This is a genomic window from Paenibacillus sp. CB74, assembly GCF_055687625.1.
On the sequence record NZ_CM146009.1, the window covers coordinates 2,038,485 to 2,064,666 of the forward strand.

Sequence of the window (26,182 nt, forward strand, 5' to 3'; positions counted from 1 at the left end):
TCGAGTATGAACCAGCCAGGAACGACCAAAATAAATTGAACACATGATAAAGAACCCTTTAGTACAACTCTGTTTTGTTTACAAATCAAACTTTTTCCATGATAATATATCAATCAATGGAGTGCCAATAACGACCGTAAATACATAATTAAAAGCAATCCATAACGCCCCATATTGGAGTTGAATTTATGCTAAAAGTGAATCGAGATGACCCTCGCCCGATCTGGCAGCAACTTTTGGATCAAGCGATTCAACATATTACAACCGGAAAATGGAGACCAGGTGAATTGCTGCTCCCATCCCGCGAACTCGCCCAATTGATTGGTGTTTCACGGTCAACCATACAGATTGTGTACGAGGAATTATTCAGCCGAGGGTATACGGTAACTTCCCGTCGGGCAGGGACAAGGGTTAGTGATTGGGCATACGCCCCGCGTTCATCAGAAGAAACCACGATCCAAGGGCCGCTTCCTCCCGAACTGCCTGCACTAACCGAATCTATTGGTCATCTGCATCGTTGGTTCGGCAATAGAGACCGTCGCAAGATCGAGATAGATTTTAATCCCCACGAGCCTTATCTGGATGAAAGTTTCACAAAAGCCTGGAGGCAATCTTTTTTACAAGCTTCCACTGAACCCAATCTGGATCTTTGGGCTTACGGCGATGCCAGAGGCTTACTGGCGTTAAGAGAGCAGATTCAGCGTTATTTGTCACTTGAACGAGGCATTCATATCGAAGTGGATCAAATCTTGTTAACATCCGGTGCACAACATAGCATTGATTTAATCGCTCAGGCCCTCTTAAGTGAGGGAGACAGAGTTTCCGTAGAAGATCCCGGCTTCCCTGCCGCTTGGATGGCAATGAAACACCGCCGGATGCAAGTCGATTCGGTTCCAGTCGATGAGTATGGATTATGTGTAGATCGTATTCACCCACTGACAAAACTCGTATATGTCACACCTTCTCATCAATGCGCAGCAGGTGTTATTATGTCAGAACCTCGCAGGCAACAATTAATGCACATGGCTGCTCATCATCGATATTGGATTGTTGAGGATGACTACGATAGCGAATTTAGGTACCGTGGAGATCCACTTCCGACTATATTCAGTCAGCAACCTCAAAATACGCTTTATATGATGAGTTTTTCCAAAATGGTTGCACCTGGCATTCGGCTATCCGCTATCATCGGGCCAAGAATAGCCATCGATCGTCTTACCCAAGTTCATGAATTGACTTATCGTCATCTGCCAATTATGGAACAATTAACGTTAACTCATTTTATTGAGCGTGGTCATTTTATGCGCCATATGAGAAGAGTTCGGAACATATATCGACGCAGACACGAAGTCATGACTAAAGCCATTGTTGCTTCTGGGTTAGGCTCACGATTTACATTAAGTGGTGTGGAAACGGGATTACATATGCTTCTAGAATCAGAAATGTCATTTGATGAAGAAGCGCTGACGAATGCTGCTCTTGATCAAGGTGTGCGCGTGTATCCGCTTAGTAGATATTGCCTGGAGAGTCATCGAAAAGGATGGATATTAGGTTTTGCGAAAGTGGATGAGGATCAGATTGAGGATGGCATACATCGACTTGCGAAGATTGTATTATGATGGAGAACATTCTCTCCAATTGGATTTGAAAGGATGTTTTTGCGATGAAAATTTTAGTGTTAGGAGCTACCGGACGGGTTGGAAGTCATTTTGTCGCTAGTGCCCTACGTTCCAATCATCATGTAACTGCACTGGTAAGAAGCCCGGAAAAGGTACATATCAGCGATGACCATTTCGTCCTGCTTCAAGGAAACGCTCTAGCCAAAGAGGATATTCATCACGCCATTCAGGGTGCTGATCTCGTTGTTAGTGCCTTAGGTACAGATGGAACGACTACATTATCACAATCCACGAAATTAATTGTTGAGGCTATGGCTCAGGAGCATATCAGAAGAATCATTACCATTGGTACAGCAGGAATATTGGAAAGTCGAACGGATCCTGGCTTGTTTCGTTTTCAATCCTCCGAATCCAAACGTAAGTCAACGCGCGCAGCTGAAGAGCATCTGGAGATGTACAACATTCTCAAGGCCTCAGAGTTGGAATGGACGATTGTGTGCCCCACCTATTTATATGATGGAGACTCGCCCGGTAAGTATCGAGTTGAGCGCAACTACTTGCCAGACGGTGGAACTTCAATATCTGTAATCGATACGGCAGAGTTTGCTTATCAGCAATTAATATCTGATGAGTATGTACAGTCTCGTGTAGGAATAGCCTACTAGGGTATGTCTTAAACTTCACTTATGGTGTATCTCTTCTGTTCAAAACAATAAGTTCTCAATTTAAGCAAGCAACATTAAAAGCCTGCAATTGTAATCCATCAGGATCAATTGCAGGCTACATATGTTTCTGCTCTTAAACTATTCAAGCCCTTCATATAAAGGGAATTGCGAAGTGATTTCGCGGACACTACCTAATATCTGTTTTTTGACATCCGAGTTCGTTGGATTCTTGAAGGCAAGCGCTATAAGCTGACCGATTTCTTTCATTTCCCTGCCTCCAAGCCCTCTTGAAGTCATAGCCGGTGTTCCAAAGCGGATACCACTCGTAACCAAAGGACTTGCCGTATCGTGAGGGATTGCATTTTTATTTGCCGTAATCCCTACTTCATCAAGTAATGCCTCGGCTTCTTTGCCTGTAAGATCAATGGATCGTAAATCAACCAACACCATATGATTATCTGTTCCTCCTGATACAAGGGTGAGTCCTTCATTAATTAATGTTTCTGCCAATACTTTGGCGTTATCCAGAACACTCTCCATGTATGTTGTGAAATCAGGTTGTAATGCCTCACCGAATGCCACCGCTTTCCCCGCTATGACGTGCATGAATGGACCACCCTGAATTGCCGGAAATACAGCTTTGTCGATCGACTGTGCCCACGGCTCCCCGCACAAGATGGCTCCTCCTCTTGGTCCTCGTAAGGTCTTATGTGTGGTAGTTGAAACAAAATGTGCATGTGGTACCGGGTTAGGATGCAAACCTGCGGCAACAATTCCCGCTATATGCGCCATATCTACAAAGAAAAGTGCTCCCACTTCGGCGGCAATCTGGGCAAATAATTCAAACTCAATGGTCCGCGGGTATGCACTTCCACCTGCAACGATCATGCGTGGACGATACTTATGAGCAAGTTTACGTACTTCGTCAAAGTCAATACGGCCCGTATGTGCATCGACACCGTATGGAACAAAATTGTACAATCTCCCTGAAAAATTAACAGGACTTCCGTGTGTTAAATGACCACCATGGGATAAATTCATACCAAGGATTGTGTCACCGATCTCCACCGAGGCAAAATAAACAGCCATGTTTGCCTGAGCACCGGAGTGAGGCTGCACATTCGCATGTTCAGCTCCAAAAAGCGTTTTAAGGCGGTGATTCGCTATCTCTTCGACGGTATCGACATGCTCACATCCGCCATAATATCTTCTGCCCGGATACCCCTCCGCATATTTATTGGTCAATACGGAACCCGTTGCTTCCATCACAGCTTGACTCACAAAATTCTCTGATGCAATCAGTTCAATCGTATTCCGCTGCCGTGCAAGCTCTTGCTGGACAGCATTTCCTATGACTTGATCTTGCTTCTCCAAATGTTTCATGAACATCTTCCTCTCAATAATGAACTTATCTATTCGATTCAAATCGTTTTTTGGGAATTCTACTATTCATTAGTAGATGCGCCATCATTCCTGCAAATAGTCCCCAAAATGCACCACCAACACCAAGTAAGGTCACATTGGCTGCGGTCGCCAGAAAGGTAATCAATGCGGTTTCGCGTCCTTTAGGCTCCGTTAATGCATTCGCGAGACTGCCACCAATTGTTCCTAGTAACGCCAGTCCGGCTAATGTTGCAATAAAGGTAGCAGGAAGAATCAAAAACAGTGCAGCCAAGGTTACGCCAAAAATACCAACAAAAATATAAAAGATTCCACAAGCAATCCCCGCTATGTACCGTTTTGTTGCATCCTCATGTGCATCTTTTCCTGTACATATCGCTGCGGTAATAGCCGCCACGTTAAAAGCATGTGATCCAAATGGGGCTGCAAGCAGTGAACCCAAACCTGTTACCGCCAGAATGGGATTGGCACTTGTCTTGAATCCATCATTACGCAAAACTAGCATTCCGGGCATATACTGCCCTGTCAGGGTAATAATGAACAGTGGTAGAGCAACGCCAAGTAAAGCATTTAACGAAAACGCGGGGAAAACAAATACAGGCGAAGCGACCGCCAATTGGATCGTACTGAAGTCCGTTTTTCCCATACATATTAAATAAATCAAACCAACTGCCAATATGCCAACTATGGCGTAACGGGAAGTAAACCTTCTTAGCACGATGTAGGCGGCAAACAGCACAGTAACAAGCAAAGGATCAAGCTTAGCCCCTCCAAAGGCCGAAATTCCAAACTGTAGCAAAATACCTGCTAACAATCCGGAAGCGATGCCTGGGGGAATAAGTCGAACAAAACGTTCAAACATGCCTGACATACCCAAAATAATAAATCCGACTGCTGAAATCATGTAAGCGCCGATAGCTTCTGGATAAGGGGTCACCGCTAATGCCGAAACGAGAAACGCCACACCCGGTGTAGACCAGGCTGTAATAATCGGTTCCTTGTATCGATAACTGAGCCAGATCCCCGTTACTCCAACCCCAATCGAGATGGACCAAATCCAGGAAGCCGTCATTTCCGGGCTTAAACCAGCCACTTTTGCAGCTTGAAACACAAGAATAAATGTACCCCCGTAATTAACAATCACAGATATTAAGGCGGCGATCATCGGTGAGATCAGATCGCGACCACGTAATGAAGCAGATGCTGTCTTCATATTTAACACGACCTCTCACTTAATCATCGATGCGTGTGTTTTCATTCCAGTAATATTCGTCTGGTAAATACCGTGGCCCAAATACACTTGTTCCTACACGAATCATTGTAGCTCCTTCTTCAATGGCGACCTGGAAGTCACCGGACATGCCCATCGATAAAATATCCATTTCTACACGCGGAATATTTTTCTCTTTAATTTGATTGCGAATACGGTTTAACAAACGAAAGCAATGCCGTGTTTCTTCATTCGTTGCATTCAGTTTTCCAATGGTCATTAAGCCCTTCACGTTCAACGTTTCGAATTGAGTTAATTGTTCTACAAGCTCAATGGCTGTTTCTGGAGAGGCCCCAAATTTACTTTCTTCGTAGGAGGTGTTAATTTGAACTAGAATGTCTAGAGTCTTATTCTCTTTGAGAAGCTGGTTATGTAACGCCTGACCCAGCTTCAGACGATCTACGGAATGAATGAGCGTAACATATTTAACAACGTCCTTTACTTTGTTTGTTTGCAGATGTCCGATAAAATGCCATTCTACCTGTTTGTTTTGTTCCATAAGTGGAAATTTGTCCCGAAGTTCTTGAGCTTTGTTTTCTCCGAAAAGGACCTCACCTGCTTGAATAGCCATTTGTAATTTCTCTAGCGGTACCGTTTTGGTGGCGAGCAACAAGGTAATGTCCGATATGTCACGCCCTGAGGCCTGACAGGCCAATGCGATTTGCCGTCTTACCGATTGGAGATTTTCTTCAACTAGATGTTTCATGTCATTCGCCTTCTTTCTATTCCGCACAGGAATGAATCATTAAGATAACCTTCCTCCTTATGTATTGTGAAGATGTGTAGAACGTCATGCTAGTATATCAATCAATGGATTGGTTATACATATCCAAAAACATTCTTTTGGAGCAATCCAAAACAATAAAAACTACCATTCAATTGGGGCACCTTTTGTAGGCTTTTAAACGCCAATAGGTCCATTTGATGTGATGTCCACACTTATAAAATGAAAAAAAGCCGCTAAATTAGCGGCTTGGTTATATCCCTATGCTCTTCTCCACAAGACGAGAAACATTGCATGTCATGATTTATTCGTTCACGTTTTCCTTCGTTACCAGCTTTAATTCAGCCGGGATCGATGGCTCCACCTGCTTGCCACTGAGCACATCCAGAGCAGCTTGCAGCGCCAGTTGACCAATTAGTACAGGCTGCTGAGCGACGGTTGCCGTCAATTTTCCATCTTTAATGGATTTGATTGCATCATCATTGCCGTCGAATCCGATGACCGGAATGTCTTTACCCGAGCTTTGAATCGCTTCAATCGCACCAAGTGCCATCTCATCATTATGAGCAAATACCGCTTGCACGTCCGGATTACCTTGCAGCAAGTTCTCCATGACATTTAATCCTTTGGACCGATCAAAATCCGCAGATTGTTTGGAAACCACATCGAGTTGCATGTCAGCCACTTCATGGAAGCCTTTACCCCGTTCTCTTGTTGCAGAAGCGCCAGGCACACCCTCAAGTTCAATAACTTTGGCTCCTTCACCGAGTTGTTCCACGAAGTATTCCGCTGCCATGCGTCCACCCTTAACGTTATCCGAGGCTACTAATGCTGCCACTTCCCCTTTGTCTGCGGAGCGATCCAGCGTGATCACGGGAATGCCCACACTATTGGCCGATTGAACCGCTGTGGAGATCGCTGCAGAGTCAGCAGGGTTAATCAGAAGTGCACTGACTCCTTGCTGAATGAGATCATCCACATCATTGGTTTGTTTGGCCGAATCGTTCTGTGCATCCACCACGATGACCTGTACTCCCTGTTTTTTGGCTTCAGCCACGACCCCGTCCTTTAGTGATACAAAGAATGGATTGTTTAGTGTAGAGATCGACAAACCTATTTTTTTCTGTCCGTTACTTTTGGAAGGGTCAGGTTTGGCCCATTCCGGTGGTTCCAAAGAGCATCCGGCCAGAACGATAATCATCATCACACTTACAAGTGTTATTGTCCACTTTTTCATATTCGCTTCTCTCCTTATGCTGTTTTCTTGCGGTCCAGCAGGACGGCAATGGCAATGACGATACCTTTCACAACCATTTGGTAAAATGAGTTTACTTCGAGCAAATTCAATCCATTATTCAGTACGCCGATAATCAGAACACCGATCAGGGTACCGACGATTCGTCCACGTCCTCCGGCAAGACTTGTACCACCCAATACAACCGCTGCGATTGCATCCAGCTCATAGGATGTACCGGCCGTTGGTTGTGCTGAATTCAACCGAGATGTCAAGATTGCACCTGCCAGAGCAGCGAGCATGCCTGTCAGGGAGTAGATCATAATTTTCACGCGATTAACTTTGATACCCGAGATAATGGAAGCCTTCTCATTACCGCCGATGGCGTACGTTTTGCGTCCAAAAGCCGTTTTATGCAAAATAATCCATAGAATCATAAAGGTAATCAGCATCGTGATTGCAGGTACCGGAATGCCCAGCAGGTATCCACGGCCGAACAGTTGGAACAACAGGTTATCCCCTAGTCCTGTAATTGGATTACCATTTGTGTACACCAACGTTAATCCTCTAAATATCGTCATGGTTGCCAATGTAGCGATAAACGGAGCCATTCTTCCTTTGGTAATCATCAGTCCATTCACCATACCCATGACACCACCGAGTGCTACCCCGATAATGATGGACAAGATTGGATCCAGACCGGACAACATCATGTTTGCCACAAAAGCACTGGATAAAGCCAGGATCGATCCAACTGACAGATCAATTCCACCCGTCAGGATAACAAACGTCATACCGAAGGCAATCAGTGCATTAATCGAGACTTGACGCAATAAATTCAAGATATTAAGCGGTTCCAAGAAACTTGGATTCAACACCGATACGATAAGAATAAGAATGATTAAGCCGAGCAGCGGTCCCAATTTTTGTATCACGCTTGAGAAACGGAACCCGCTTTTAGCCGTTTTGTTTTCCTGCATTGTTGTCATATCACTGTCCCCCTGTGGCCAATGTCATAATGTGTTCTTGTGTTGCTACTTCCCTTGCAACCTCGCCGCTGATGTGTCCTTCATGCACAACTGCGATCCGGTCGCTCATACCAAGCACTTCAGGTAGCTCCGACGAAACCATGATGATTGCAACCCCACGGTCTGTAAGTTCATTCATCAATTCATAGATTTCGCGCTTTGCTCCGACATCCACTCCGCGGGTGGGTTCATCCAGAATAAGTACGCTTGGACCAATACCAACCCATTTCGCGATAACCACCTTCTGCTGGTTACCCCCGGATAGATTCCTTGCCGCCGTCTCGGAGGATTGTGTTTTGATCTGAAGACGTTTGATCAATGTATCCACGAAATCTTGTTCTTTCGAAGCGGAGATGAAACCTTTGCTCGAGAAACTGAACAGATTCGTCAACGCCATATTCTCGCGAATGGAGAAGTCTAATACCAGCCCCTCATCCTTCCGGTCTTCGGTAATAAATCCAATTCCATGTTTCACTGCATCTGCCGGTTTACGAATGTTCGCTTTTTTGCCGCGAATGAAGATTTCACCGCTATCTAACGTATCCAAACCAAAGATTGTTCTCATAATCTCGGTTCGCCCAGAACCCATAAGTCCTGAGAAACCGAGAATTTCTCCCGCTCTCACCGTGAAGTTAATATTCTCGAACAACCCTTTGCTGCTGGCATTCCTTACTTCCAGAACAACTTCACCATAAGAAGGATTCCGGACAGGATAACGCTCGGTAAGTTCACGACCTACCATTTTCCGTACCACTTCATCAAAGCTTGTCTGTGGAATGGGCTGAGTGTCCACCGTTCTGCCGTCACGCATAATGGTAATCCGGTCACAGATCGTGAATATCTCCTCCATGCGGTGAGAAATGTACACGATGGATACTCCGTCCTTCTTCAGTGAGCTGATTACACCAAACAGTTTCTGTATCTCGCGCTCCGTAAGGGCGGCTGTTGGCTCGTCCATAATGATAACCTTGGCATCTGTCATAAGTGCTTTGGCGATTTCTATCATCTGCTGCTGCCCGACAGAGCATTCTCCCGCAGGACGTTCCAATGGGATGTCAACGGACAACTTTTCAAACTGCTCTTTGGCAAGCGCTTTCATCTGTCTCGTATTAAGCAGCCCCAAGGATGATGTCATTTCCTTACCAATAAAGAGATTATCCAACACTGTCATTTCAGGCCACACGTTTAGCTCCTGATGTATAAAGGTGATCCCTAACTTCTCTGCTTCCTTCGGACTTGCAAAATAGTTTTCTTCTCCGTCTATTCTGATGGTTCCCTGATCTCGCTCATGGAGACCAATCAGAATGTTCATCAGTGTGGATTTGCCGGCTCCATTCTCCCCCATTAAGGCATGAACCTCACCGTCTTTTAGTTCAAAATCCACTCCGCTCAGCACCTGATTGGTGCCAAACGCTTTATGAATGTTTTGCATCTGAATATGCATTACGCAACCTCCTTTTAACCGAAATGGACTCCCGATTGTAAAATGCAATTGGCATACGGTGTCGCTTCGCCTGTGCGGATGACCGCTTTCACCTGTCGAGTTAATACTTTGAATTGTTCGTGACTGACCGAAGCATCGATGGCTTCCTCACTGAACTTCTCCGTGATGAATTGCATAGCTGCAGGATTGCCTTCGTGAATTTCTTCTGCCACAATAATTTTCTCAATGACCATATCTTCTGCGATAAGCTCCACGACTTCCTGAAAACTGGGTGTTCCCAGTTTGAGGGCCAGATCGATTTTAACAACTCCGTCCGGTACGGGCAGACCTGCATCCGCAATCGCAATCATGTCCGTATGACCCAGATCAGACAGAATTTTGGAGATGTGACTATTCAACATGCCGTATCTTTTCATTACAAGCTCTCCTCTACTTCATCACGCGTTGGCATGCCGCCCTGCGCTCCGAACTTGGTGACTGACAACGATGCAGCCCGATTAGCGAAGCGTATACTCTCTTGCAACGGTTGACCTTCAGCCAAAGCAACTGCGAATGCGGCGTTGAACGTATCCCCTGCACCAGTCGTATCGACTGCCTGCACCTTATAAGTTGGGACTAGAATTTCCTCTGTGCCATCAAAATAACGAACCCCTTTACTGCCTTCCGTGATGAACAGTTTGTTCGCATATTGGCGCAATGCCTGTGCCGGACTCATACCGTGAAACAAAATCTCGGCCTCATGCTCATTTGGTGTGATATATGCAGCATTATCAATAACTTCTTGCGGCAATTTTCTCGCCGGAGCTGGATTAAGCAATAATGGTGTTCCGAACTCCGCACACATTGCACTGACATGAACAACAGTTTCCTCCGGGATTTCCTGCTGAATCAGTACGATATCTGCATTGCGGATCACTTCCGCTGCTTCATCGACGTATGCAGGAGTGACTTCGCGATTCGCCGCTTCAACCACTACGATACTATTATCACCTTCCGCCAGAATGATATGAGCCGTTCCACTTTCTAAATGTGTAACCGGTTTCACATTTTGCGTATTTACAGCATTTGTTCTGAAGTTCTCTAAAATATCTTTGCCAAAAGCATCGTCGCCTACCCGGCCGATCATCGCAACCTCAGCCCCCAGTCGTGCAGCAGCGACAGCCTGATTGGCTCCCTTACCGCCAGGGACCGTTTTGAAGCTGTCTCCGAGAACGGTTTCACCCGCCCCCGGCCGTCTTGACGAAGTAACAACCAGATCCATTGAACTGCTTCCAATTACACATATTTTAGCCATCTGATCTCACCTTTCTCGTAGTGCCTCGTTCGATGAAGCTTACGGGCAACTGTATGTTTTTGTTCTCTATTGCAGCTTGTTCCACAAGCTTGATAAGTAATCCCGCCGCTTCTCTTCCCATCTCGTATGCTGGCTGATGGATGGTGGACAATGCCGGCGATAACAGGCTGCTCATCGGTATATCATCGAAACCAATCACTTGGACATCATCAGGAATCTTCCTTCCAATTCGTGAGGCCTCATGCAGTACTGCCATGGCTGCGATATCATTACTAGCAATCACCCCATCTGTGTCCGCATACTTCCTGAATAATTCTTCAGCCCATATACCTGCCTCGTTAATTGAAAATGAGGTCGTCTGGATTACCCGGTAATCTAACCCAGCATCACGGATAATTTCTATCGCCCCTTCAAAGCGATCCTGAGCTGGTCTGATCTGTGACGGTCCTTGCATAACTGTGATCCGGCGACTGCCGCGTTGGATAATCTCCCTTGCAGCTAGTCTTCCACCTTCCCTGCCATCCGCATACACGGATGGACGATCCAGTGATGTTCTATCCAAAAACACGACAGGAATCTTCAGGTTTTTATATATTGAAGAATGAGGGTAGTTCGTTGAAGAGATTACACCGACCACATTGTTCTGGATAAACGTCTGAATGTAATCCTGCTCCTTCCGTTCATCCTCATCACTGTTTCCGAATATCAGTCTATAATCCTGCTCCTGCATCCCATCCTCTACACCGCGAGCCAACTGCGGAAAGTAGGGGTTGGCAATGTCCGGCAACAACAGGCCAATCAGTTTGGACTTGCGCTTATATAATGAGCGGGCCACTTCATTTGGCGAAAAGTTAAGTGCCTTCACAGCATCTTCCACTTTCTTGCGTGTATCCGCGTGAACATAACCTCTATCATTGATGACTCTGGATACAGTGGCAACAGATACGCCCGCCTGTTGAGCTACGTCTTTAATTGTTGTCATAAGTTGCTCTCCTCTATGTGTAACCGGTTACAGATATTAAATTATCATATTACTTTCGATTTGACAAGCGCTTTCATTCTGGAAATTTCTCCAAGTAAACATGAAAGTACATTGAAATTCATCAGTAACCTGGCTTCTTCCCTTCTTATTCAGTCTTCTCAGCTATATTAAGGAGTTAATTATCATTACAAATATTAGCGATATGTGATATGGTCAGTGAGGATATTAGATACATACATATGTGCATAAAATGTGAGGAGAAGATTGAAAGTGACAGACAGAAATACCCTTAAAAACCACAAACCGAGTAAATTTAGTGATCCCATTTTTGTCATGCTTATAGCGAGCCTTTGCTGCTTGTTATGGGGTAGTGCGTACCCGTCCATCAAACTTGGATATATCGCATTTAACATTCTGCCGGAAGACATTGCTTCCAAATACGTCTTTGCCGGATATCGATTCACACTGGCGGGCTTGCTACTATTACTATTGTCTCGTATCGTTCGAAAAGAAAAGCTGCAATTATCCAGGACTCAGTGGACAAGCCTTATCATGTTAGGGATATTGCAAACCGGTTTGCAGTATATGTTTTTCTACGTTGGCGTAGCTAATACGACGGGTGTCAAAGGTTCCATTATGAACGCAACGACGACCTTCTTCAGTGTTGTTCTGGCCCATTTCATCTATAAGAACGACAAATTAAGCAGAAATAAAATCGTTGGCTGCTTGCTCGGATTCGTTGGCGTCATTATCGTAAACTTCCATACCGATCTGCTTACTTTTTCCTTTTCATTTACAGGCGAAGGTTTCATTATTTTAGCAGCCCTTGTGTTTTCCGTTACAGCCCTTTACGCAAAACGTCTCACCGCGACCATCGACGTTCTAATCATTACAGGGGTTAGCCTGTTCATTGGTGGACTGGTGCTTACGCTGTTAGGTCTATCACTCGGCGGACGAGTCACTCATTTCACCCTGGAATCCACCAGTAATTTGATCTATTTGGCCTTGCTGTCATCCGTTGCATTTTGTCTATGGAATATGCTTCTTAAGTACAATAAGGTCGGAAGAGTATCTGTATACAACTTTCTTATCCCTGTGTTTGGTGCATTGTTATCAGCGTTATTCCTCGGTGAAACGATCTTGGAATTGAAGAATCTGGCCGCATTGTTGTTTGTATCCGTTGGCATCTACTTGGTTGATCGTGTACGTTCTGTACATAGCGCCGATAACACACCAATAAAATAACTAATAGTGTATCTTATTCACATTAAAAAAAGCCGCTAATTAGCGGCTTTTGTTTGTTTATACAGTCCCATGAATATTCAATTCTCTGGATTATACCACTTAATATATACTCGTAAAGTCAATCAAGTCCTCTTCTTCCTCATAGTTAAATACAATGGCGTGATTACCCAAATGATATACCATCTCATAACCACCTACGACTTCATTGTAATATTCTGAGGACGGTTTCCCCATCCATATTCTCACATTCCATGGCGAAAGATTTTGCTTCTCATTGTACAGGTCAAAAACGGCAATACGTGATTTATTGGTAAGCTCGTGCATATATGAATCGAATCCAACGCCGAATTTAGAGTAATAATAGAACGCTCCCCATTCTTCGTTAGAACGAGAATTGGGTTTCCCCAGCTTTTTTTGTGCATTTTGAAGCGTCATGCCAATCTTGATGTCCGTTCGCCCAGGCAATGCACCCTTTAATGCAGCGTCCTTCAGGCTTTTCAGGTAAGCACGATCGCCAACACCCGAGTTCGGCCAATCTCTTGTACGAAGGTTGCGCGTATCTTCCAACCGCATTTCCAATTTGTTCACATTCAGCTTAAACGTATTAACCCCATAGACGAATTGAAGGTTGTTGTAATTTTTGAACTGCACTCGGGCACCTGTAAGAGTACGAATTCCACCATCTCTGATCGCGGAGTATGCATCGTCAATTTTTTTCCCCTTATTATCGACATATGTGACACGGCGCAATTCCCCGGAACGAACGATATACGTTTTCACTTCATTGAAATTAGAAGTTCCCCAGTCCGTGATCATCAGCATATCTGGTGTACTCGCCTCTTTGCCTTTCACAACGAAGTTCCAGGTTTGAGGCAAAATAATCGTATTCAGATCCAGTTTTGCTGCTTGCACTGTTCCGTATGCTGCACCTTTTTTCAGCAAGGCCGCCCGATAGGTTCCAGTGTAACTTTTATCTCCTTTTTTGTTTTTCGTCCAACCATTTTCCTCGGTCAGCGTGCTCTTCTGTTCATCATAAGCAAAAATATAAACCGTGTATGCCGTTTGCTTGGCATCACGAAGCGTAAATGAAAGCCGGCTCATACTTTCCAGCTGTTTAGCTGAGATTTGCTCTCCTTTGGCAGCGGCATTGGGCGGCAGCAGGAGCAATGCGCTCAGAACATAGCTGATTAAGGTAAGTAAGGCAAGTGAAGCCCATTTTGCTTTGTATTTAGGGTGTATCATTGATGACTCTCCTCTGAGTAATAAAATAAACATCTAAAATCTCATTTCTAATTTTTAATTGTGCATAATCTCAACATTTTAATAAGTCTTGCTAGAGTGTACTTTTGATCAAACTATGTAATTAATATAGGTTTATGTTCAATAAGCATATCCTCCTACTAGTACTATTTTCCTAAGAATGATAACATACCCTTTCTAATAAAGAAATATATATCAATCTATTTTTTGTTATTAATCCATATAACATAAAAAAGCCGCTGATTAGCGGCTCTTCTTCCATATTCGAAAACGATATAATTTATAGACAGGAGTATATCACATTGCGTAAGCGTCGTTGAACATATCCTTCCTGACTGTTCAGCAAATGCTGGGCATACATGACCGTAAGCTCTGAATCCGGATCAATAATAGCCATACAACCAGCAGCACCACTCCATCCAAATTCACCAAGCGGGCTCAGCGAACCACTGCGTGCTTTCGAGATATGTGTACGGACACCTAGTCCATAGCCGTATCCATACATATGATCCCAGGAATAATCACCGCGAGTCATCTCGTTCAGATGATCCGTTCGCATCAGTTCCACTGAAGCTTGTGACAAAATGCGCACACCTTCAGGACTCGTACCACGTCCAGTAAGCGCGTTCAGAAACCGTGCATAATCGCTGACGGTTGATAACAACCCAGCGCCACCGCTCTCCAGCTCGGTACCTACACGGAATCCATTCCCATCCATACGTACAGCCTTTTCAAGTTCGTCATTGTATGCATATTGCGGAATAAGGCGTTTCTGCTGCTCATCGTTCAGATTGAACGTTGTGTCGTTCATACCAAGTGGTCCGGTGATTTCGTCCCGGAGATACGCACCAAAGCTTTTACCACTGACGACTTCCACCAAGGCTCCGAGCACATCATGGCACATGCTGTAATTCCAATGTGTTCCTGGCTCAAACAAAAGCGGTTCCTTCGCTAGCGCTTTCGCGAATTCACGTGTTGGCAATGTTCCGTGGGTGTTTTTTACGGCTTCCTGAATACTTGGACTACCTACGTCATAGGAGAATCCGGCGGTCATGGTGAACAAATCGCGTACGGTAATGGCTCTTGTCGCCTTTTCCAGTCGAACCTCTCCGTTTACCATCGTTTTCTTCACCGTCATATCGGCATATTCGGGCAAATAATCGGAAAGTGGATCACTTAGCAGTATTTCACCTTTCTCCACTAGTTGCAGTCCTGCCACACAGGTCATGATTTTGGTCATGGAGTATAGATTGAAGATTGCTCCATCGCTAATAGGCGTTTTGTCCTCCAGATTGGCGTAACCATTACGGTAATGGAAAACAGTATCATTTCGATGCATCACCAATACCTCTGCCCACGGTATACGCCAGGATGTCATGCGGTCAATAAATGTAGCAAGTGGTTTAAAGTCCATTTTTTCCCGTCCTTCTATGTAAAATCGTTTATCATTTTGCGATGTGGTCCATGTTCACTCCACAATCCACATAGTAATAATATACGACCTTTTACAACGATTGACCACCTTCTATATCCTCTCTTTTGTGCAACTACCATACACAGTCCTCTGTGTTACAAAGCTTCGCATGAATAAGCCGATCCCCTAAAGGATCAGCTTAATTTTGAACTTTTAGACCTCGCCGCGTCTGTTTTCAACCGATTTCATACGGTTTTGATCATCTGGTACACGGTCAACACTGAACTCTTGGCCAGCTTCAACCTCACCATGACCTGAGATATTTCGGGAAAAATGAGTGAATTGCTTTTTTTGCTCATCCAGCTCGTGTTTTTGCTTCAGAAGCTCTTGCGGGTCCTGATTTGTCACTATACTAACCTCCCATTAATGAAACCATATTATTTGTTCGCACTACAGAAGTTTTCCATAAGTGAACTGTAGTTATGCATGAGGTTCAGAATCCCTACATAAAATGAGCTCAAGCTTCCATTAGCAATCAATAAGTGAAAGAGCATGTTTAGCCGTTTCACTATGGAGAGGGTGCTTGTTCAGACCTGTGCACATCGATTACAGAGGAGAGAACAACTAATGAAACGTCTGCTCTTATCCTATCCGCTTAGCGTAAATACTCCCGTATATAAAGATAATCCCCCAGTTGAGATCCAGCAGCAATCAAGCATAGCTCAAGGGGACCCGTATAACCAATTTATCATCACATCCCTCAACCATAGCGGCACTCATATTGATGGGCCTTGGCACTTTAATCCCAAAGGCAAAAAACTGAGTGAGCTTCCATTAGACGATTTTATTTTCTCTCATCCTACGATCCTCGACATTCCCAAAAGTGATGACGAATTGATTACCAAAGCCGACCTGGAGCCCTATGAGCACCTGATTGCAGGCTCTGATTTGCTGCTCATACGTACAGGTTTTGGGAAGCTTCGTTCCTCAGACCCTGTTCGTTATAGTGATCATAACCCTGGGTTTGCCGCATCAGCTGCCAGTTACCTCATGGTGTTTGATTCACTACGAGCAATCGGCATGGATATGATCTCTGCGGGCTCTTCACTTCATGAGGATGAAGCTATCGCTTTTCATCAGAAGATCCTGGGAAAAGATCGTGTGGATGGCAAATTCATTCTAGTCATAGAGGATATGAATTTAAACCAGGATTTATCAGATATCGGTGTTGTTTATGCTGTGCCTTTGTTTGTTGAAGGGGTTGACAGCAGTTTCAGTACCATTTTCACTGAAAAATGTTAGCTGGAGCAGCCCGAAGTATTCATAAACAATATGTAGTGTATACCAAAAAAACGCGCCAAGAGATCCTCTCTGGCGCGTTTTTTTATAGTGATTACGTTGTTAGTGAATATCTTTCTTTTTGAAATTGCCACCTCTTACTTCAGCTACATCGTATACAACTACAAAAGCAGATGGGTCAATTTCATGAATAATATCTTTAATTTTACTCTCTTCCATCCGGTTAATGACACAAGTAATTTCCTTGAATTGTTCATTAGAATATCCACCGTACGCCTCGGTGTACGTTGCACCACGACCTAGACGGTCACGAATGGTTTCAACCATAATTTCAGGTTGATTCGTAATAATTTTAAATGTTTTGGAACCGCTCAAGCCCTCTTCAACAATATGTATTACTTTGGAAGCAATAAAATACGCAAGTCCTGACAAAATCGCTCCTTGCAGACCGAACACGGTAGAAACGACAATAAAGACAAACATGTTCAGGAACAGGATGAGATCACTGGTTCCAAAAGGTACTTTGCGTGAAAGAAGTACAGCCAGCATATCTATGCCATCCAATGCTCCGCCATTACGCAATGCAAGTCCCATACCAAAACCGATGATAATCCCGCCGACAACCGTAACGAGCAACGTATCGCCTTCGATGATGGTTGGTACATGGTGCATCAGACTGGTGCTGATCGCCAGTGAAGCAATACCGATGATCGAATATAACGCAAAGCTTTTACCAATCTGCTTGTACCCGAGCCACACAAACGGAATGTTAATAATCCCGATGAGCATCCCCAGTGGTAATCCGAACAGCTGTGATCCTACGATACTCAGACCTGTGACACCGCCATCTGAGACATTATTCGGAATCAATATGGCTTCCAGGCCATATGCCGTTATAAATCCCCCAATGATAATCAATAATACTTTGGAGAGGATCTTTAACTTGTTTGACTTTTGTTTTCTGTTTTGATGCATTCCATTTCCCCCTTGATGAACAACCGATAAAAAACAGTCTATAATAAAAATCACTGTTTTGGCAAATAGATCGGCATTGGTATGTGTAATATCATTGCCCGATGAACGTACGGTACGACGAAATTTTATGCTCAAGCATCTCATCGGCTGTGTTAAGTATGTGCATCTGTTTTTGAATTGACTCTTTATGCTCCTCCAGCAACTTCAAGCGATCTGCCGCTGTATGCTCCCCTTCCTGGAATAAGGATGCATACTTCTTAATGGTAGCAATGGGCATCTGGGTCTCTTTTAGTTTGATCACAAATTGAAGCCATTTCAGGTGGGACTCGTTGTATCGCCTGTCTCCACTGGCATCTCGGAGTGGAGTTACAATCTGTTCTTTCTCATAATAACGCAGCGTATGTGCACTGATATGGAGTAAATCTGCCACTTCACCAATGGTGTGCATGGTTAACCTCCCTTCTATATTCGAGCTTGACTTAGAGTAAGCTCTAATCAGTATAATCAACTCGTGCTCACATCACAATAAAAAATGAAATCAGATCCAGGAGGAATTCCCATGAAATACACAGTGATTACCGGTGCCAGTTCAGGTATTGGATATGAAGCGGCATTAGCTTTTGCAGCTCGTGGCAAAAATATGATCCTGGCTGCACGCAGAACCGATGAATTGGACAAGTTAAAAGGAAAAGTGGCTGAAATCAATCCTGATCTGGATGTTGTCATTCGTACAGTGGATCTATCCATTGGCACTAATGTGCATGAATTCTATGAAAGTCTTAAGGATTATTCCATTGAGACGTGGATTAACAACGCCGGATTCGGGAATTTTGCTTCCGTTGGAGAACAACACCTGCCCAAAATTGAGCAGATGCTTCATCTAAATATAGAAGCTCTTACGATTCTTTCCTCCCTGTATGTACGTGATTATGCAGATGTCGATGGCACACAGATCATTAATATTTCCTCTGGTGGAGGATATACCATTGTAGCCGATGCAGTAACTTACTGTGCAACCAAGTTCTATGTAAGTGCTTTTACAGAAGGGCTTGCGCAGGAGTTGAAAGGCAAGAATGCAGCAATGCAAGCCAAAGTGCTCGCCCCTGCTGCAACCGAGACGGAATTTGCTAAACATTCCTTTAATGTAGACGAGTTTGAATATGAGGGCAGAGTTCCTAAATTCCATACGGCGGAACAAATGGCTGGTTTTCTGCTGGAGCTGTATGACAGTGAGAGTGTAGTCGGCATTGTGGATGGCTTGACGTATGATTTTGAACTAAGAGAACCGATCTTTCCATACGCAGCCAGAGCAGCCTCGAAACCACAAAATTAACCCGAAGCTGAAGTTTAAACCGAGTCGCCTGAATACATTTAGACATCACCTAACCTTACTGATAGACATCGAAGATAAACATCATTACATCTAATCATTAAAACATCATTGGACGTTAAAAAGGGAACCTGTCTCCAGGCTCCCTTCTTTTTTATAATCACTTCTATATTAATACCTTCTATATATAATGAAAGCTTATGCCAGCCTCATTTTGAAATCCTGATATCCGAATTCGCGAACAACTTCGCAATCGCCGTCTTTTCTTTTGACTGCAATCGCTGGAAGTGGCATGCCGTTAAACGTGTTGGTTTTCACCATGGAGTAAATCGCCATGTCCTCAAATACCAGACGGTCACCTTCTTGCAAAGGCTGATCGAATGAATAATCCCCAATCACGTCCCCAGACAGACAGGTTTGTCCACCTAGGCGATACAGATGGGCTTTCTCGCCCACTTCTCCCGAACCGATCAGCGGCGGACGATATGGCATTTCCAGCACATCCGGCATATGGCATGTAGCTGATGTATCCAGAATGGCGATGTCCATACCGTTCTTATGGAAGTCCAGCACAGAAGTCACCAGATAACCCGCGTTCAGCGCAACAGCTTCTCCCGGTTCCAGATATACTTCCAGGCCATAATCATTCTGCATACGCTTGATGCAAGCTTCCAACCTTGGAATGTCATAATCTTCACGCGTGATATGGTGTCCACCACCGAAGTTGATCCATTCCATTTGCGGTAACCATTGTCCAAACTTCTCAACAACTGCGTTCAACGTAGTCTCCAGATCATCGGAATTTTGCTGACACAGTGTGTGGAAGTGCAGTCCGGAGACACCTTCCAACAGATCTGCTTGGAAATCCTCTTGTTTCGCGCCAAAACGCGAACCCGGAGAACACGGATCGTAGATCTCGTGCCCTTCTTGGGTAGAGCATTCAGGATTGACGCGCAAGCCGACCTTACGGCCAGCCTGAAGCGCCTTATCCTTGAATTTGGCAAGCTGTGAAAAAGAATTAAAAATAATATGGTCGCAGATAGAGATAATCTCGTCGATCTCTTCTGCGCGGTATGCCGGAGCAAAGACATGGTTCTCTTTGCCCATTTCCTCGTGGCCCAGGCGTGCTTCATATAGACCGCTCGCCGTAGCACCGCTCAGGTATTCTCCAATCAGCGGATACATCGCAGTCATGGAGAATGCTTTTTGAGCGAGCACGATTTTGGCACCTGTACGCTGCATAACACCGTTCAGGATTTTCAGGTTTCTCTCGATAAGCCCCTCGTCAACAACAAAACATGGTGTCGGTAATTGCTCGAACCGCATTTTAACGAACAAGCTCCGATTCTTTAACTTCTTCTGGCAGCTCATCAACCAGTACCGGGTTGAAGTCTTCTACCCATGGGAGACCCCATTTGTTCAACTCTTCCATGAATGGATCCGGGTTGAATTCTTCTACATTGTATACGCCTGGTTTGTTCCATTTGCCTGTCATGACCATTGCTGCACCAATCATAGCTGGAACGCCTGTTGTGTAAGAGATCGCTTGGGAACCCACTTCTTTGTAGCACTCTTGGTGATCACAGATATTGTAAACATAATATGTTTTATCTTGACCATCTTTTTTACCTTTGAAAATACAACCGATGTTTGTTTTACCTACAGTACGTGGTCCAAGGGATGCTGGATCAGGCAGCACTGCTTTCAGGAATTGCAGTGGAATAATTTGTTTACCTTCATATTCAATAGGCTCGATTGAAGTCATGCCTACATTTTCAAGAGCTTTCAAGTGAGTCAGGTAGCTTTGACCAAATGTCATGAAGAAACGGATACGTTTCAGACCTGGCATGTTTTTTGCCAAAGATTCCAATTCCTCATGGTACAACAGATACATGTCTTTTTCGCCTACTTCTTTGAAATCGTAGACACGTTTGATTTCCATCGGTTTCGTTTCGATCCATTCACCATTTTCCCAATATCTTCCGTTCGCAGAAACTTCGCGAATGTTGATCTCAGGGTTGAAGTTCGTTGCGAACGGATAACCGTGGTCGCCACCATTGCAGTCCAAAATGTCGATGTACTCAATTTCGTCGAAGTAATGCTTCAGGGCATAAGCGGAGAATACGCCAGTCACACCAGGGTCAAATCCACTTCCGAGCAAAGCAGTAATGCCTGCTTGTTCAAAACGCTCTTTGTAATCCCATTGCCAGCTGTATTCAAACTTCGCTGTATCATGTGGCTCATAGTTTGCTGTGTCCATGTAATTTGTTTTCGTTGCAAGGCAAGCATCCATGATGGTCAGATCTTGATACGGCAAAGCGAGGTTCATCACGATATCCGGTTTAACTTCGTTGATCAGAGCGATCAGTTCGTCAACATTATCAGCATCTACTTGTGCTGTCGTAATTTTTGTTTTTCCGCCGTCCAGCTTGGCTTTGAGTTCATCACATTTGGATTTTGTACGACTCGCGATGCAGATTTCCTCAAAAACTTCGCTGTTTTGAACGCATTTGTGTACTGCCACGGAAGCAACGCCGCCGGCGCCGATGATTAGTGCTTTTCCCATTTTACATTCTCCTATCCCAATGTGTATTTTTTTTATTGGTTTAATTTGGTTAATACCGTGACAACAAAAAAAGCAAGGTGAAAAATGCCCGCAATCGCGCATCATCACACTTGCTTATCGATATACATCATAAAAAAGACGTGAAGTCTCCATGACCAAAAAAGTTCACAAGAACTCCTTGGCGGAAAGCTCCTTCATGTATATCAATATTGGATCAGAGTCTATATAGCAAATAATTCGCCTTTACCACTCTTATTGACCGTTTCACAAGTTGATGTGCAATTGCACTGGTTGTAAAGTAACCAACTTATAAAATTTGAGCTTTGAACTCAATCAATAAAGCAACGTAAGTTGCCAATCGGCGTTTGACCCGGCTGTCCGTATGGCCTTAACTTCCTGATGAAGTGGTCAAAATTATCTGCTGGAAAGCTCTAATTCATATTGATAAATCAACTTCCCAAAATCACAGGTCTTACACTATCAGACGTTGAAAAAAAAATCAAGCAATTATCAAAAAATATTTTTTTGTCCGGATAACGACTAGGAATGAAATTGATATCCTTCGAAAACTTTTAACCCTTCTGCGCCCAGTAATCGCCCTGTTACTTCAGGCTTTTGAGGACTTTTCTCAAACACTTCTTCACACGCGATCATGATGTTGCCACCAGCAATTTCAGCTAGTTGATCATGGGATACGCTATATACCAGCCTTCCCAGATTTGACCAAACCATAGCACCGGCACACATTACACACGGTTCACAACTTGTATACAGAGTGTACTCGCTCAGGTCAAACACATGATGTTCAGAACAATATTTTCGGATAAGCCCAATTTCTGCATGATGCGTAGGATCACAAAAAGTGTTGATTTTATTTTCCCCAATCATGACCACTTCTCCATTTTTCACCAGAATGGCCCCGAATGGTTCGTTTCCTTCTTTGCGTGCTTGCAGAGCAATCTCAATGGCTTTATGCATAAAAAGTTCATCTTTATTCATATCGTTTACCTCCAGAACAAAATGATGTACTCAAATACATCTTTGCTTTTAATCATTGATCAATGACACGACTGACCTTTATTCATTCCATTCTATCACTATTACAAATAAAGAGTATGACGAAAATTCGTCATACTCCAGTGAGTCAACCTACGTTAATCTATTAAAATTTTACGGGCAACGATGCCAATCCTTGTGATGACAAAGCGGAGTGCCAATGAATCTCTTCCTGGGGAACACTGAGCTGAAGATCCGGCAGTCGACGTAAAAGCGTCGTAAACGCCACGTCACCCTCCACACGAGCAAGTGGAGCGCCGAGACACATATGGATGCCGTGTCCAAAGGCCAAATGCCGTTTTATTTTGCGTTCAATATCCAACTCTTCGGGGTCACTGAACTGCCGCTCATCCCGATTCGCTGATTTCAACAGAGGAATCACAACATCTCCTTTATGAATCAATTGTCCATCCAGTTCCGTGTCCTGCGTTGCATAACGAGGACCTGAAGAAGTGGCGGGTCCATTATATCGTAACAACTCCTCCACCGCAGAAGGAACCAGATTCAGATCTTGTTTAAGTTGTTCCAGTTGTTCGGAATGTGTCAGAAGAAGATAAGCGCCGGTTGCAATCAGATTGGAAGTTGTCTCATGTCCAGCAAATATCAATAATGTGATCATGGATATTAATTCATCCTCATTCAGTCGATCACCCTCCTCCTCAATCGCAATTAATTGACTGATGAGGTCATCTGAAGGTTCTACTCGTTTGTTCGTCACAAGTTGTGCAGTGTACTCTGCGAATGATCGCAAATGTTGCGCTACTGCAGGGTCCTGTTTACCAAAACCAAGGCCTTTTGCAATGGCTTCAGACCACACGTGGATCTGAGGTCGATCTTCCTGTGGTATACCCAGCATCTCGGAAATAACGTTGATTGGAAATGGATAGGCATAGTCTTTTACAAGATCCATCTCTCCTTTTTCTTCAAATTGATCAATTAATTCATCGGCAATTTCCTGGACACGCGGACGCAGGCTTTCCATATATCTTGGAGTGAATGCTTTGGACACTAAATTTCGCAGTCTTCGATGATCCGGTTCATCCACAAAGAGCATCGACTTTCCGGTAAAAAAAGTTTGAGGTTCCGATGAACCAAGCTCACCTGAGAGATTTTTTCGAATATCATTGCCACGATTAATAGCGTTCATATCGACCGTAAATCGAGCATGATCTTTCAACACTTCCATGGCGACGTCCATCCGAGTTACAATCCAGGTTTGCCCTTCTCCACCCATCGGATTAGGAATAGGGACAACGGAGCCTTTGGAACGCATCTGTGCAAACATGGCAAATGGATCTTTACTATTTTCTTCGCTAAACAAATTAAATTGTGCTTTCTCTGAGGATTGGTTATTCGAGTTAGTCATATAAATCTTCCTTTCGAAGTGAAGTTATTCAAATCTATGGAAATATATGTTCATTTCAATTATATACTACCCGTATATTTTATTTCAAATACCATAGTTTAAACATCACAAAATAACGGTTATAACAACAATTAATAGATGTACTAATAGTACATTAATTATAAATGCATATACTTGAAGCATAAAAAAAGAGGTCGGCTTTGAGCCAACCCCCATATTAATCACGTTACTTTACCAGTTCTAAATACCACCAACAGGCTTGGGTCAGTCTATTGGCTTCGGTATGAAATGCACTGGACTTGTCCTCTTTGTGAAACGCTTGAAGCACTGCTTCGATCACAGGAATATTTATATCCTCTCTAGCTTGTAATAGCGTTAAAAGCCCCTTCGAGAGTTGCTTCAATGAAGCAGATTCCTTGGATTTTTGAACACGCTTGTTGAACTCATCAAAATCTTTCAATAGATTATCGATGTCCAGATCCGTATTATGGTTACGCTCATCGGCATTCAGGAAATAGAGAGACTGAAAGTCGAAAATATGTTCATTTCTCTGGTGCATCGTTCTTAGGATCACTTCAATGTACGTTAATACTTTTGGAACAACTTCGCTCCATACTGGTTTTTGCGTATTTAGACTTCTCGAGGTGTTGGCAATCTGATGTAATATGCCGTAGCACAAGATCGCCCCTTCGTTGGCATATAAGCTAATGTCGTTCCCGTACACCTGAATCAAGCGTGTAGACAGCCAGTTTAGATGCACTTTAGCCAGTTTCGCTGAGTTGATCTCTCCGGCGTAAAAACCAGTCCAATACAATTCCCACACTCGCTCTTTGTCAGGTCCAGACATGGGAATGGCAATCTGATCAACAAGCAAGTCATAATCCGATGTATAGTGATTCTGTTCAAGTTGTTTGCGAATGAAAACATCCTCTTGCATACGTTGATCCATAATCGAATATAAACAATCTTCTTTGGAACTGAAGAATTTGTAAAATGTGCCTTTGGATACACCTGATTGATCCAGGATCATCTGGATTGTTGTATTTGCATAGCTATGCTCCAAAAATAGTGCAAGTGCTGTTTCCAATAAACTTTGTTTACGACTACTCATATCTCGTTATCGCCCCAAGTTTTTCTATTGATTTTAACATTCATTCCTCAGGAGTTGAAGCATTGATTCGCAGGATAACCGTCATATAAAATAATTGCACAATGAGTAAATTTGCACAATGAGCAACTTGTTGTTATGATAAATCCCACAGAGCGCATACTTATGCTTACGAGTATGTTCTTCATTAAACGACTTTAACCATTGTCATTGGTGTTGGAGGTGAACGCATAAGCGGAAAATAATGATCAAACGAAACTTGCGACACTTGAAGAAAGAAGCAACTGAAAAAGCCCTTGCGGGTACTGCATTTGAACTGACTCTTGAACATGGGCTTGATGGCTTTACGGTCGAAGATATCGTGCATCAGGTGGGATGTTCACGCAGAACATTTGCGAACTACTTCACATGTAAAGAAGAAGCTGTTGCAAGAGGAGCAATATCTGTTCAGAATACAACAGAACTCGAAGAGTTACTTACCCAAATGCCTGAACATGCCTCCTTGCTTGACGTACTTTATAACCTGATCAAGATGCAACTTACAACAGAACTAATAGGAAGGCTTCATCAGCTACTCTCGCTATCCCAGACCTATCCCGTGCTTGAACCGCATTACCTTGGAGCTATGCACCGGATGCAGACGCAGGCACAAGATACCTTATTAGACTTATCCAACGGGAAGTATGACGAGATCTATACTTATCTTCTAATTAACGCACTATATGGAACGATACTGCCATTAATTGACGGAAGACTCAATGTGCTGCTGCCCGGACAAGTCATTACTGAAGATACCAAGCCCGGTGCTATCACCTTCGATCAATTTTTGGAAACGACGTTTAGTCATTTGCGGGCAGGATTCGAACATGCCAACCATCCACATTCATCATAGAGGGAGTGTA

The 26,182-nt window shown here is 43.8% G+C and carries 25 protein-coding genes; 6 read left to right on the forward strand and 19 right to left on the reverse strand.

Going from position 1 to position 26,182, the window contains the following annotated elements:
* The first annotated feature begins 188 nt into the window (after positions 1–188).
* Together pdxR and ACX9NY_RS09075 are read left to right on the forward strand one after the other, a co-directional pair.
* A complete protein-coding gene (gene pdxR, locus ACX9NY_RS09070; protein WP_472478243.1) occupies positions 189–1,619 on the forward strand; it encodes a MocR-like pyridoxine biosynthesis transcription factor PdxR in 1,431 nt (476 codons plus the stop codon).
* A 44-nt stretch (positions 1,620–1,663) separates the two neighbouring features.
* Positions 1,664–2,284 carry an NAD(P)-dependent oxidoreductase gene (locus ACX9NY_RS09075; protein WP_339242641.1) on the forward strand — a complete coding sequence of 207 codons (621 nt, stop codon included), beginning with the start codon at positions 1,664–1,666 and terminating at the stop codon, positions 2,282–2,284.
* Between the two features lie 138 nt (positions 2,285–2,422).
* On the opposite strand, the gene ACX9NY_RS09080 is transcribed toward ACX9NY_RS09075, so the two are convergent.
* The 9 genes from ACX9NY_RS09080 to ACX9NY_RS09120 form a co-directional block, all read right to left on the reverse strand.
* Positions 2,423–3,667 carry a serine hydroxymethyltransferase gene (locus ACX9NY_RS09080; protein WP_472478245.1) on the reverse strand — a complete coding sequence of 415 codons (1,245 nt, stop codon included), beginning with the start codon at positions 3,665–3,667 and terminating at the stop codon, positions 2,423–2,425.
* A 25-nt stretch (positions 3,668–3,692) separates the two neighbouring features.
* A complete protein-coding gene (locus ACX9NY_RS09085) occupies positions 3,693–4,898 on the reverse strand; it encodes a benzoate/H(+) symporter BenE family transporter (protein WP_472478247.1) in 1,206 nt (401 codons plus the stop codon).
* 19 nt (positions 4,899–4,917) lie between these two features.
* Complete coding sequence (locus ACX9NY_RS09090; RefSeq protein ID WP_339242635.1) at positions 4,918–5,661, reverse strand: YggS family pyridoxal phosphate-dependent enzyme; 744 nt, start codon at positions 5,659–5,661, stop codon at positions 4,918–4,920.
* 322 nt (positions 5,662–5,983) lie between these two features.
* Positions 5,984–6,916, reverse strand: coding sequence for a ribose ABC transporter substrate-binding protein RbsB (gene rbsB / locus ACX9NY_RS09095; protein ID WP_472478249.1), 933 nt, complete (start codon positions 6,914–6,916; stop codon positions 5,984–5,986).
* Between the two features lie 14 nt (positions 6,917–6,930).
* Positions 6,931–7,893, reverse strand: coding sequence for an ABC transporter permease subunit (locus ACX9NY_RS09100; protein WP_445252824.1), 963 nt, complete (start codon positions 7,891–7,893; stop codon positions 6,931–6,933).
* Positions 7,894–7,903: 10 nt separating this feature from the next.
* Complete coding sequence (locus ACX9NY_RS09105) at positions 7,904–9,385, reverse strand: sugar ABC transporter ATP-binding protein (protein ID WP_339242632.1); 1,482 nt, start codon at positions 9,383–9,385, stop codon at positions 7,904–7,906.
* A gap of 14 nt (positions 9,386–9,399) precedes the next feature.
* A complete protein-coding gene (rbsD, locus tag ACX9NY_RS09110; protein ID WP_339242631.1) occupies positions 9,400–9,801 on the reverse strand; it encodes a D-ribose pyranase in 402 nt (133 codons plus the stop codon).
* Positions 9,801–10,679 carry a ribokinase gene (gene rbsK / locus ACX9NY_RS09115; RefSeq protein ID WP_339242630.1) on the reverse strand — a complete coding sequence of 293 codons (879 nt, stop codon included), beginning with the start codon at positions 10,677–10,679 and terminating at the stop codon, positions 9,801–9,803. The genes rbsD and rbsK overlap by 1 nt, the downstream gene beginning before the upstream one ends.
* The gene (locus ACX9NY_RS09120) at positions 10,672–11,661 is read right to left on the reverse strand and encodes a LacI family DNA-binding transcriptional regulator (protein ID WP_339261124.1); all 990 of its coding nucleotides are present in this window, start codon (positions 11,659–11,661) and stop codon (positions 10,672–10,674) included. The genes rbsK and ACX9NY_RS09120 overlap by 8 nt, the downstream gene beginning before the upstream one ends.
* A 270-nt stretch (positions 11,662–11,931) precedes the next feature.
* Here ACX9NY_RS09120 and ACX9NY_RS09125 point away from each other — a divergent pair, with 270 nt between their 5' ends.
* Positions 11,932–12,906, forward strand: coding sequence for a DMT family transporter (locus ACX9NY_RS09125; protein WP_472478252.1), 975 nt, complete (start codon positions 11,932–11,934; stop codon positions 12,904–12,906).
* Between the two features lie 99 nt (positions 12,907–13,005).
* Here ACX9NY_RS09125 and ACX9NY_RS09130 read toward each other — a convergent pair whose 3' ends face one another.
* The 3 genes from ACX9NY_RS09130 to ACX9NY_RS09140 form a co-directional block, all read right to left on the reverse strand.
* Positions 13,006–14,148 carry a DUF4309 domain-containing protein gene (locus ACX9NY_RS09130; RefSeq protein WP_339261120.1) on the reverse strand — a complete coding sequence of 381 codons (1,143 nt, stop codon included), beginning with the start codon at positions 14,146–14,148 and terminating at the stop codon, positions 13,006–13,008.
* Positions 14,149–14,446: 298 nt separating this feature from the next.
* Positions 14,447–15,580, reverse strand: a complete 1,134-nt coding sequence (locus tag ACX9NY_RS09135; protein WP_339242624.1) for a serine hydrolase domain-containing protein — start codon at positions 15,578–15,580, stop codon at positions 14,447–14,449.
* A gap of 213 nt (positions 15,581–15,793) precedes the next feature.
* The gene (locus ACX9NY_RS09140; protein WP_339242623.1) at positions 15,794–15,988 is read right to left on the reverse strand and encodes a hypothetical protein; all 195 of its coding nucleotides are present in this window, start codon (positions 15,986–15,988) and stop codon (positions 15,794–15,796) included.
* A 219-nt stretch (positions 15,989–16,207) separates the two neighbouring features.
* Between ACX9NY_RS09140 and ACX9NY_RS09145 the strand changes: the two genes are divergently transcribed.
* Complete coding sequence (locus tag ACX9NY_RS09145) at positions 16,208–16,882, forward strand: cyclase family protein (protein ID WP_339242621.1); 675 nt, start codon at positions 16,208–16,210, stop codon at positions 16,880–16,882.
* A 99-nt stretch (positions 16,883–16,981) separates the two neighbouring features.
* Here the strand turns inward: ACX9NY_RS09145 and ACX9NY_RS09150 are convergent, their stop codons facing one another.
* Both ACX9NY_RS09150 and ACX9NY_RS09155 read right to left on the reverse strand, forming a co-directional pair.
* Positions 16,982–17,854, reverse strand: coding sequence for a YitT family protein (locus tag ACX9NY_RS09150; RefSeq protein WP_419892429.1), 873 nt, complete (start codon positions 17,852–17,854; stop codon positions 16,982–16,984).
* Between the two features lie 91 nt (positions 17,855–17,945).
* Entirely contained in the window at positions 17,946–18,302 is a 357-nt protein-coding gene (locus ACX9NY_RS09155) for a MerR family transcriptional regulator (protein ID WP_253435527.1), read from the reverse strand.
* A gap of 111 nt (positions 18,303–18,413) precedes the next feature.
* Here ACX9NY_RS09155 and ACX9NY_RS09160 point away from each other — a divergent pair, with 111 nt between their 5' ends.
* The gene (locus ACX9NY_RS09160) at positions 18,414–19,187 is read left to right on the forward strand and encodes an SDR family NAD(P)-dependent oxidoreductase (protein ID WP_472478256.1); all 774 of its coding nucleotides are present in this window, start codon (positions 18,414–18,416) and stop codon (positions 19,185–19,187) included.
* Between the two features lie 195 nt (positions 19,188–19,382).
* Here the strand turns inward: ACX9NY_RS09160 and nspC are convergent, their stop codons facing one another.
* From nspC to ACX9NY_RS09185, 5 genes are all read right to left on the reverse strand, one after another.
* Positions 19,383–20,510 carry a carboxynorspermidine decarboxylase gene (nspC, locus tag ACX9NY_RS09165; protein WP_442030014.1) on the reverse strand — a complete coding sequence of 376 codons (1,128 nt, stop codon included), beginning with the start codon at positions 20,508–20,510 and terminating at the stop codon, positions 19,383–19,385.
* 1 nt (position 20,511) lies between these two features.
* Positions 20,512–21,750, reverse strand: coding sequence for a saccharopine dehydrogenase family protein (locus ACX9NY_RS09170; RefSeq protein WP_017688530.1), 1,239 nt, complete (start codon positions 21,748–21,750; stop codon positions 20,512–20,514).
* A 540-nt stretch (positions 21,751–22,290) separates the two neighbouring features.
* Positions 22,291–22,749 carry a nucleoside deaminase gene (locus ACX9NY_RS09175; RefSeq protein WP_472478260.1) on the reverse strand — a complete coding sequence of 153 codons (459 nt, stop codon included), beginning with the start codon at positions 22,747–22,749 and terminating at the stop codon, positions 22,291–22,293.
* Positions 22,750–22,912: 163 nt separating this feature from the next.
* Positions 22,913–24,172, reverse strand: coding sequence for a cytochrome P450 family protein (locus ACX9NY_RS09180; protein WP_472478262.1), 1,260 nt, complete (start codon positions 24,170–24,172; stop codon positions 22,913–22,915).
* Between the two features lie 226 nt (positions 24,173–24,398).
* Positions 24,399–25,283: a TetR/AcrR family transcriptional regulator gene (locus ACX9NY_RS09185; protein ID WP_472478264.1), complete on the reverse strand. Its 885-nt coding sequence runs from the start codon at positions 25,281–25,283 to the stop codon at positions 24,399–24,401.
* A 241-nt stretch (positions 25,284–25,524) separates the two neighbouring features.
* Between ACX9NY_RS09185 and ACX9NY_RS09190 the strand changes: the two genes are divergently transcribed.
* The gene (locus ACX9NY_RS09190; RefSeq protein WP_472478266.1) at positions 25,525–26,172 is read left to right on the forward strand and encodes a TetR/AcrR family transcriptional regulator; all 648 of its coding nucleotides are present in this window, start codon (positions 25,525–25,527) and stop codon (positions 26,170–26,172) included.
* The last annotated feature ends 10 nt before the right edge of the window (positions 26,173–26,182 follow it).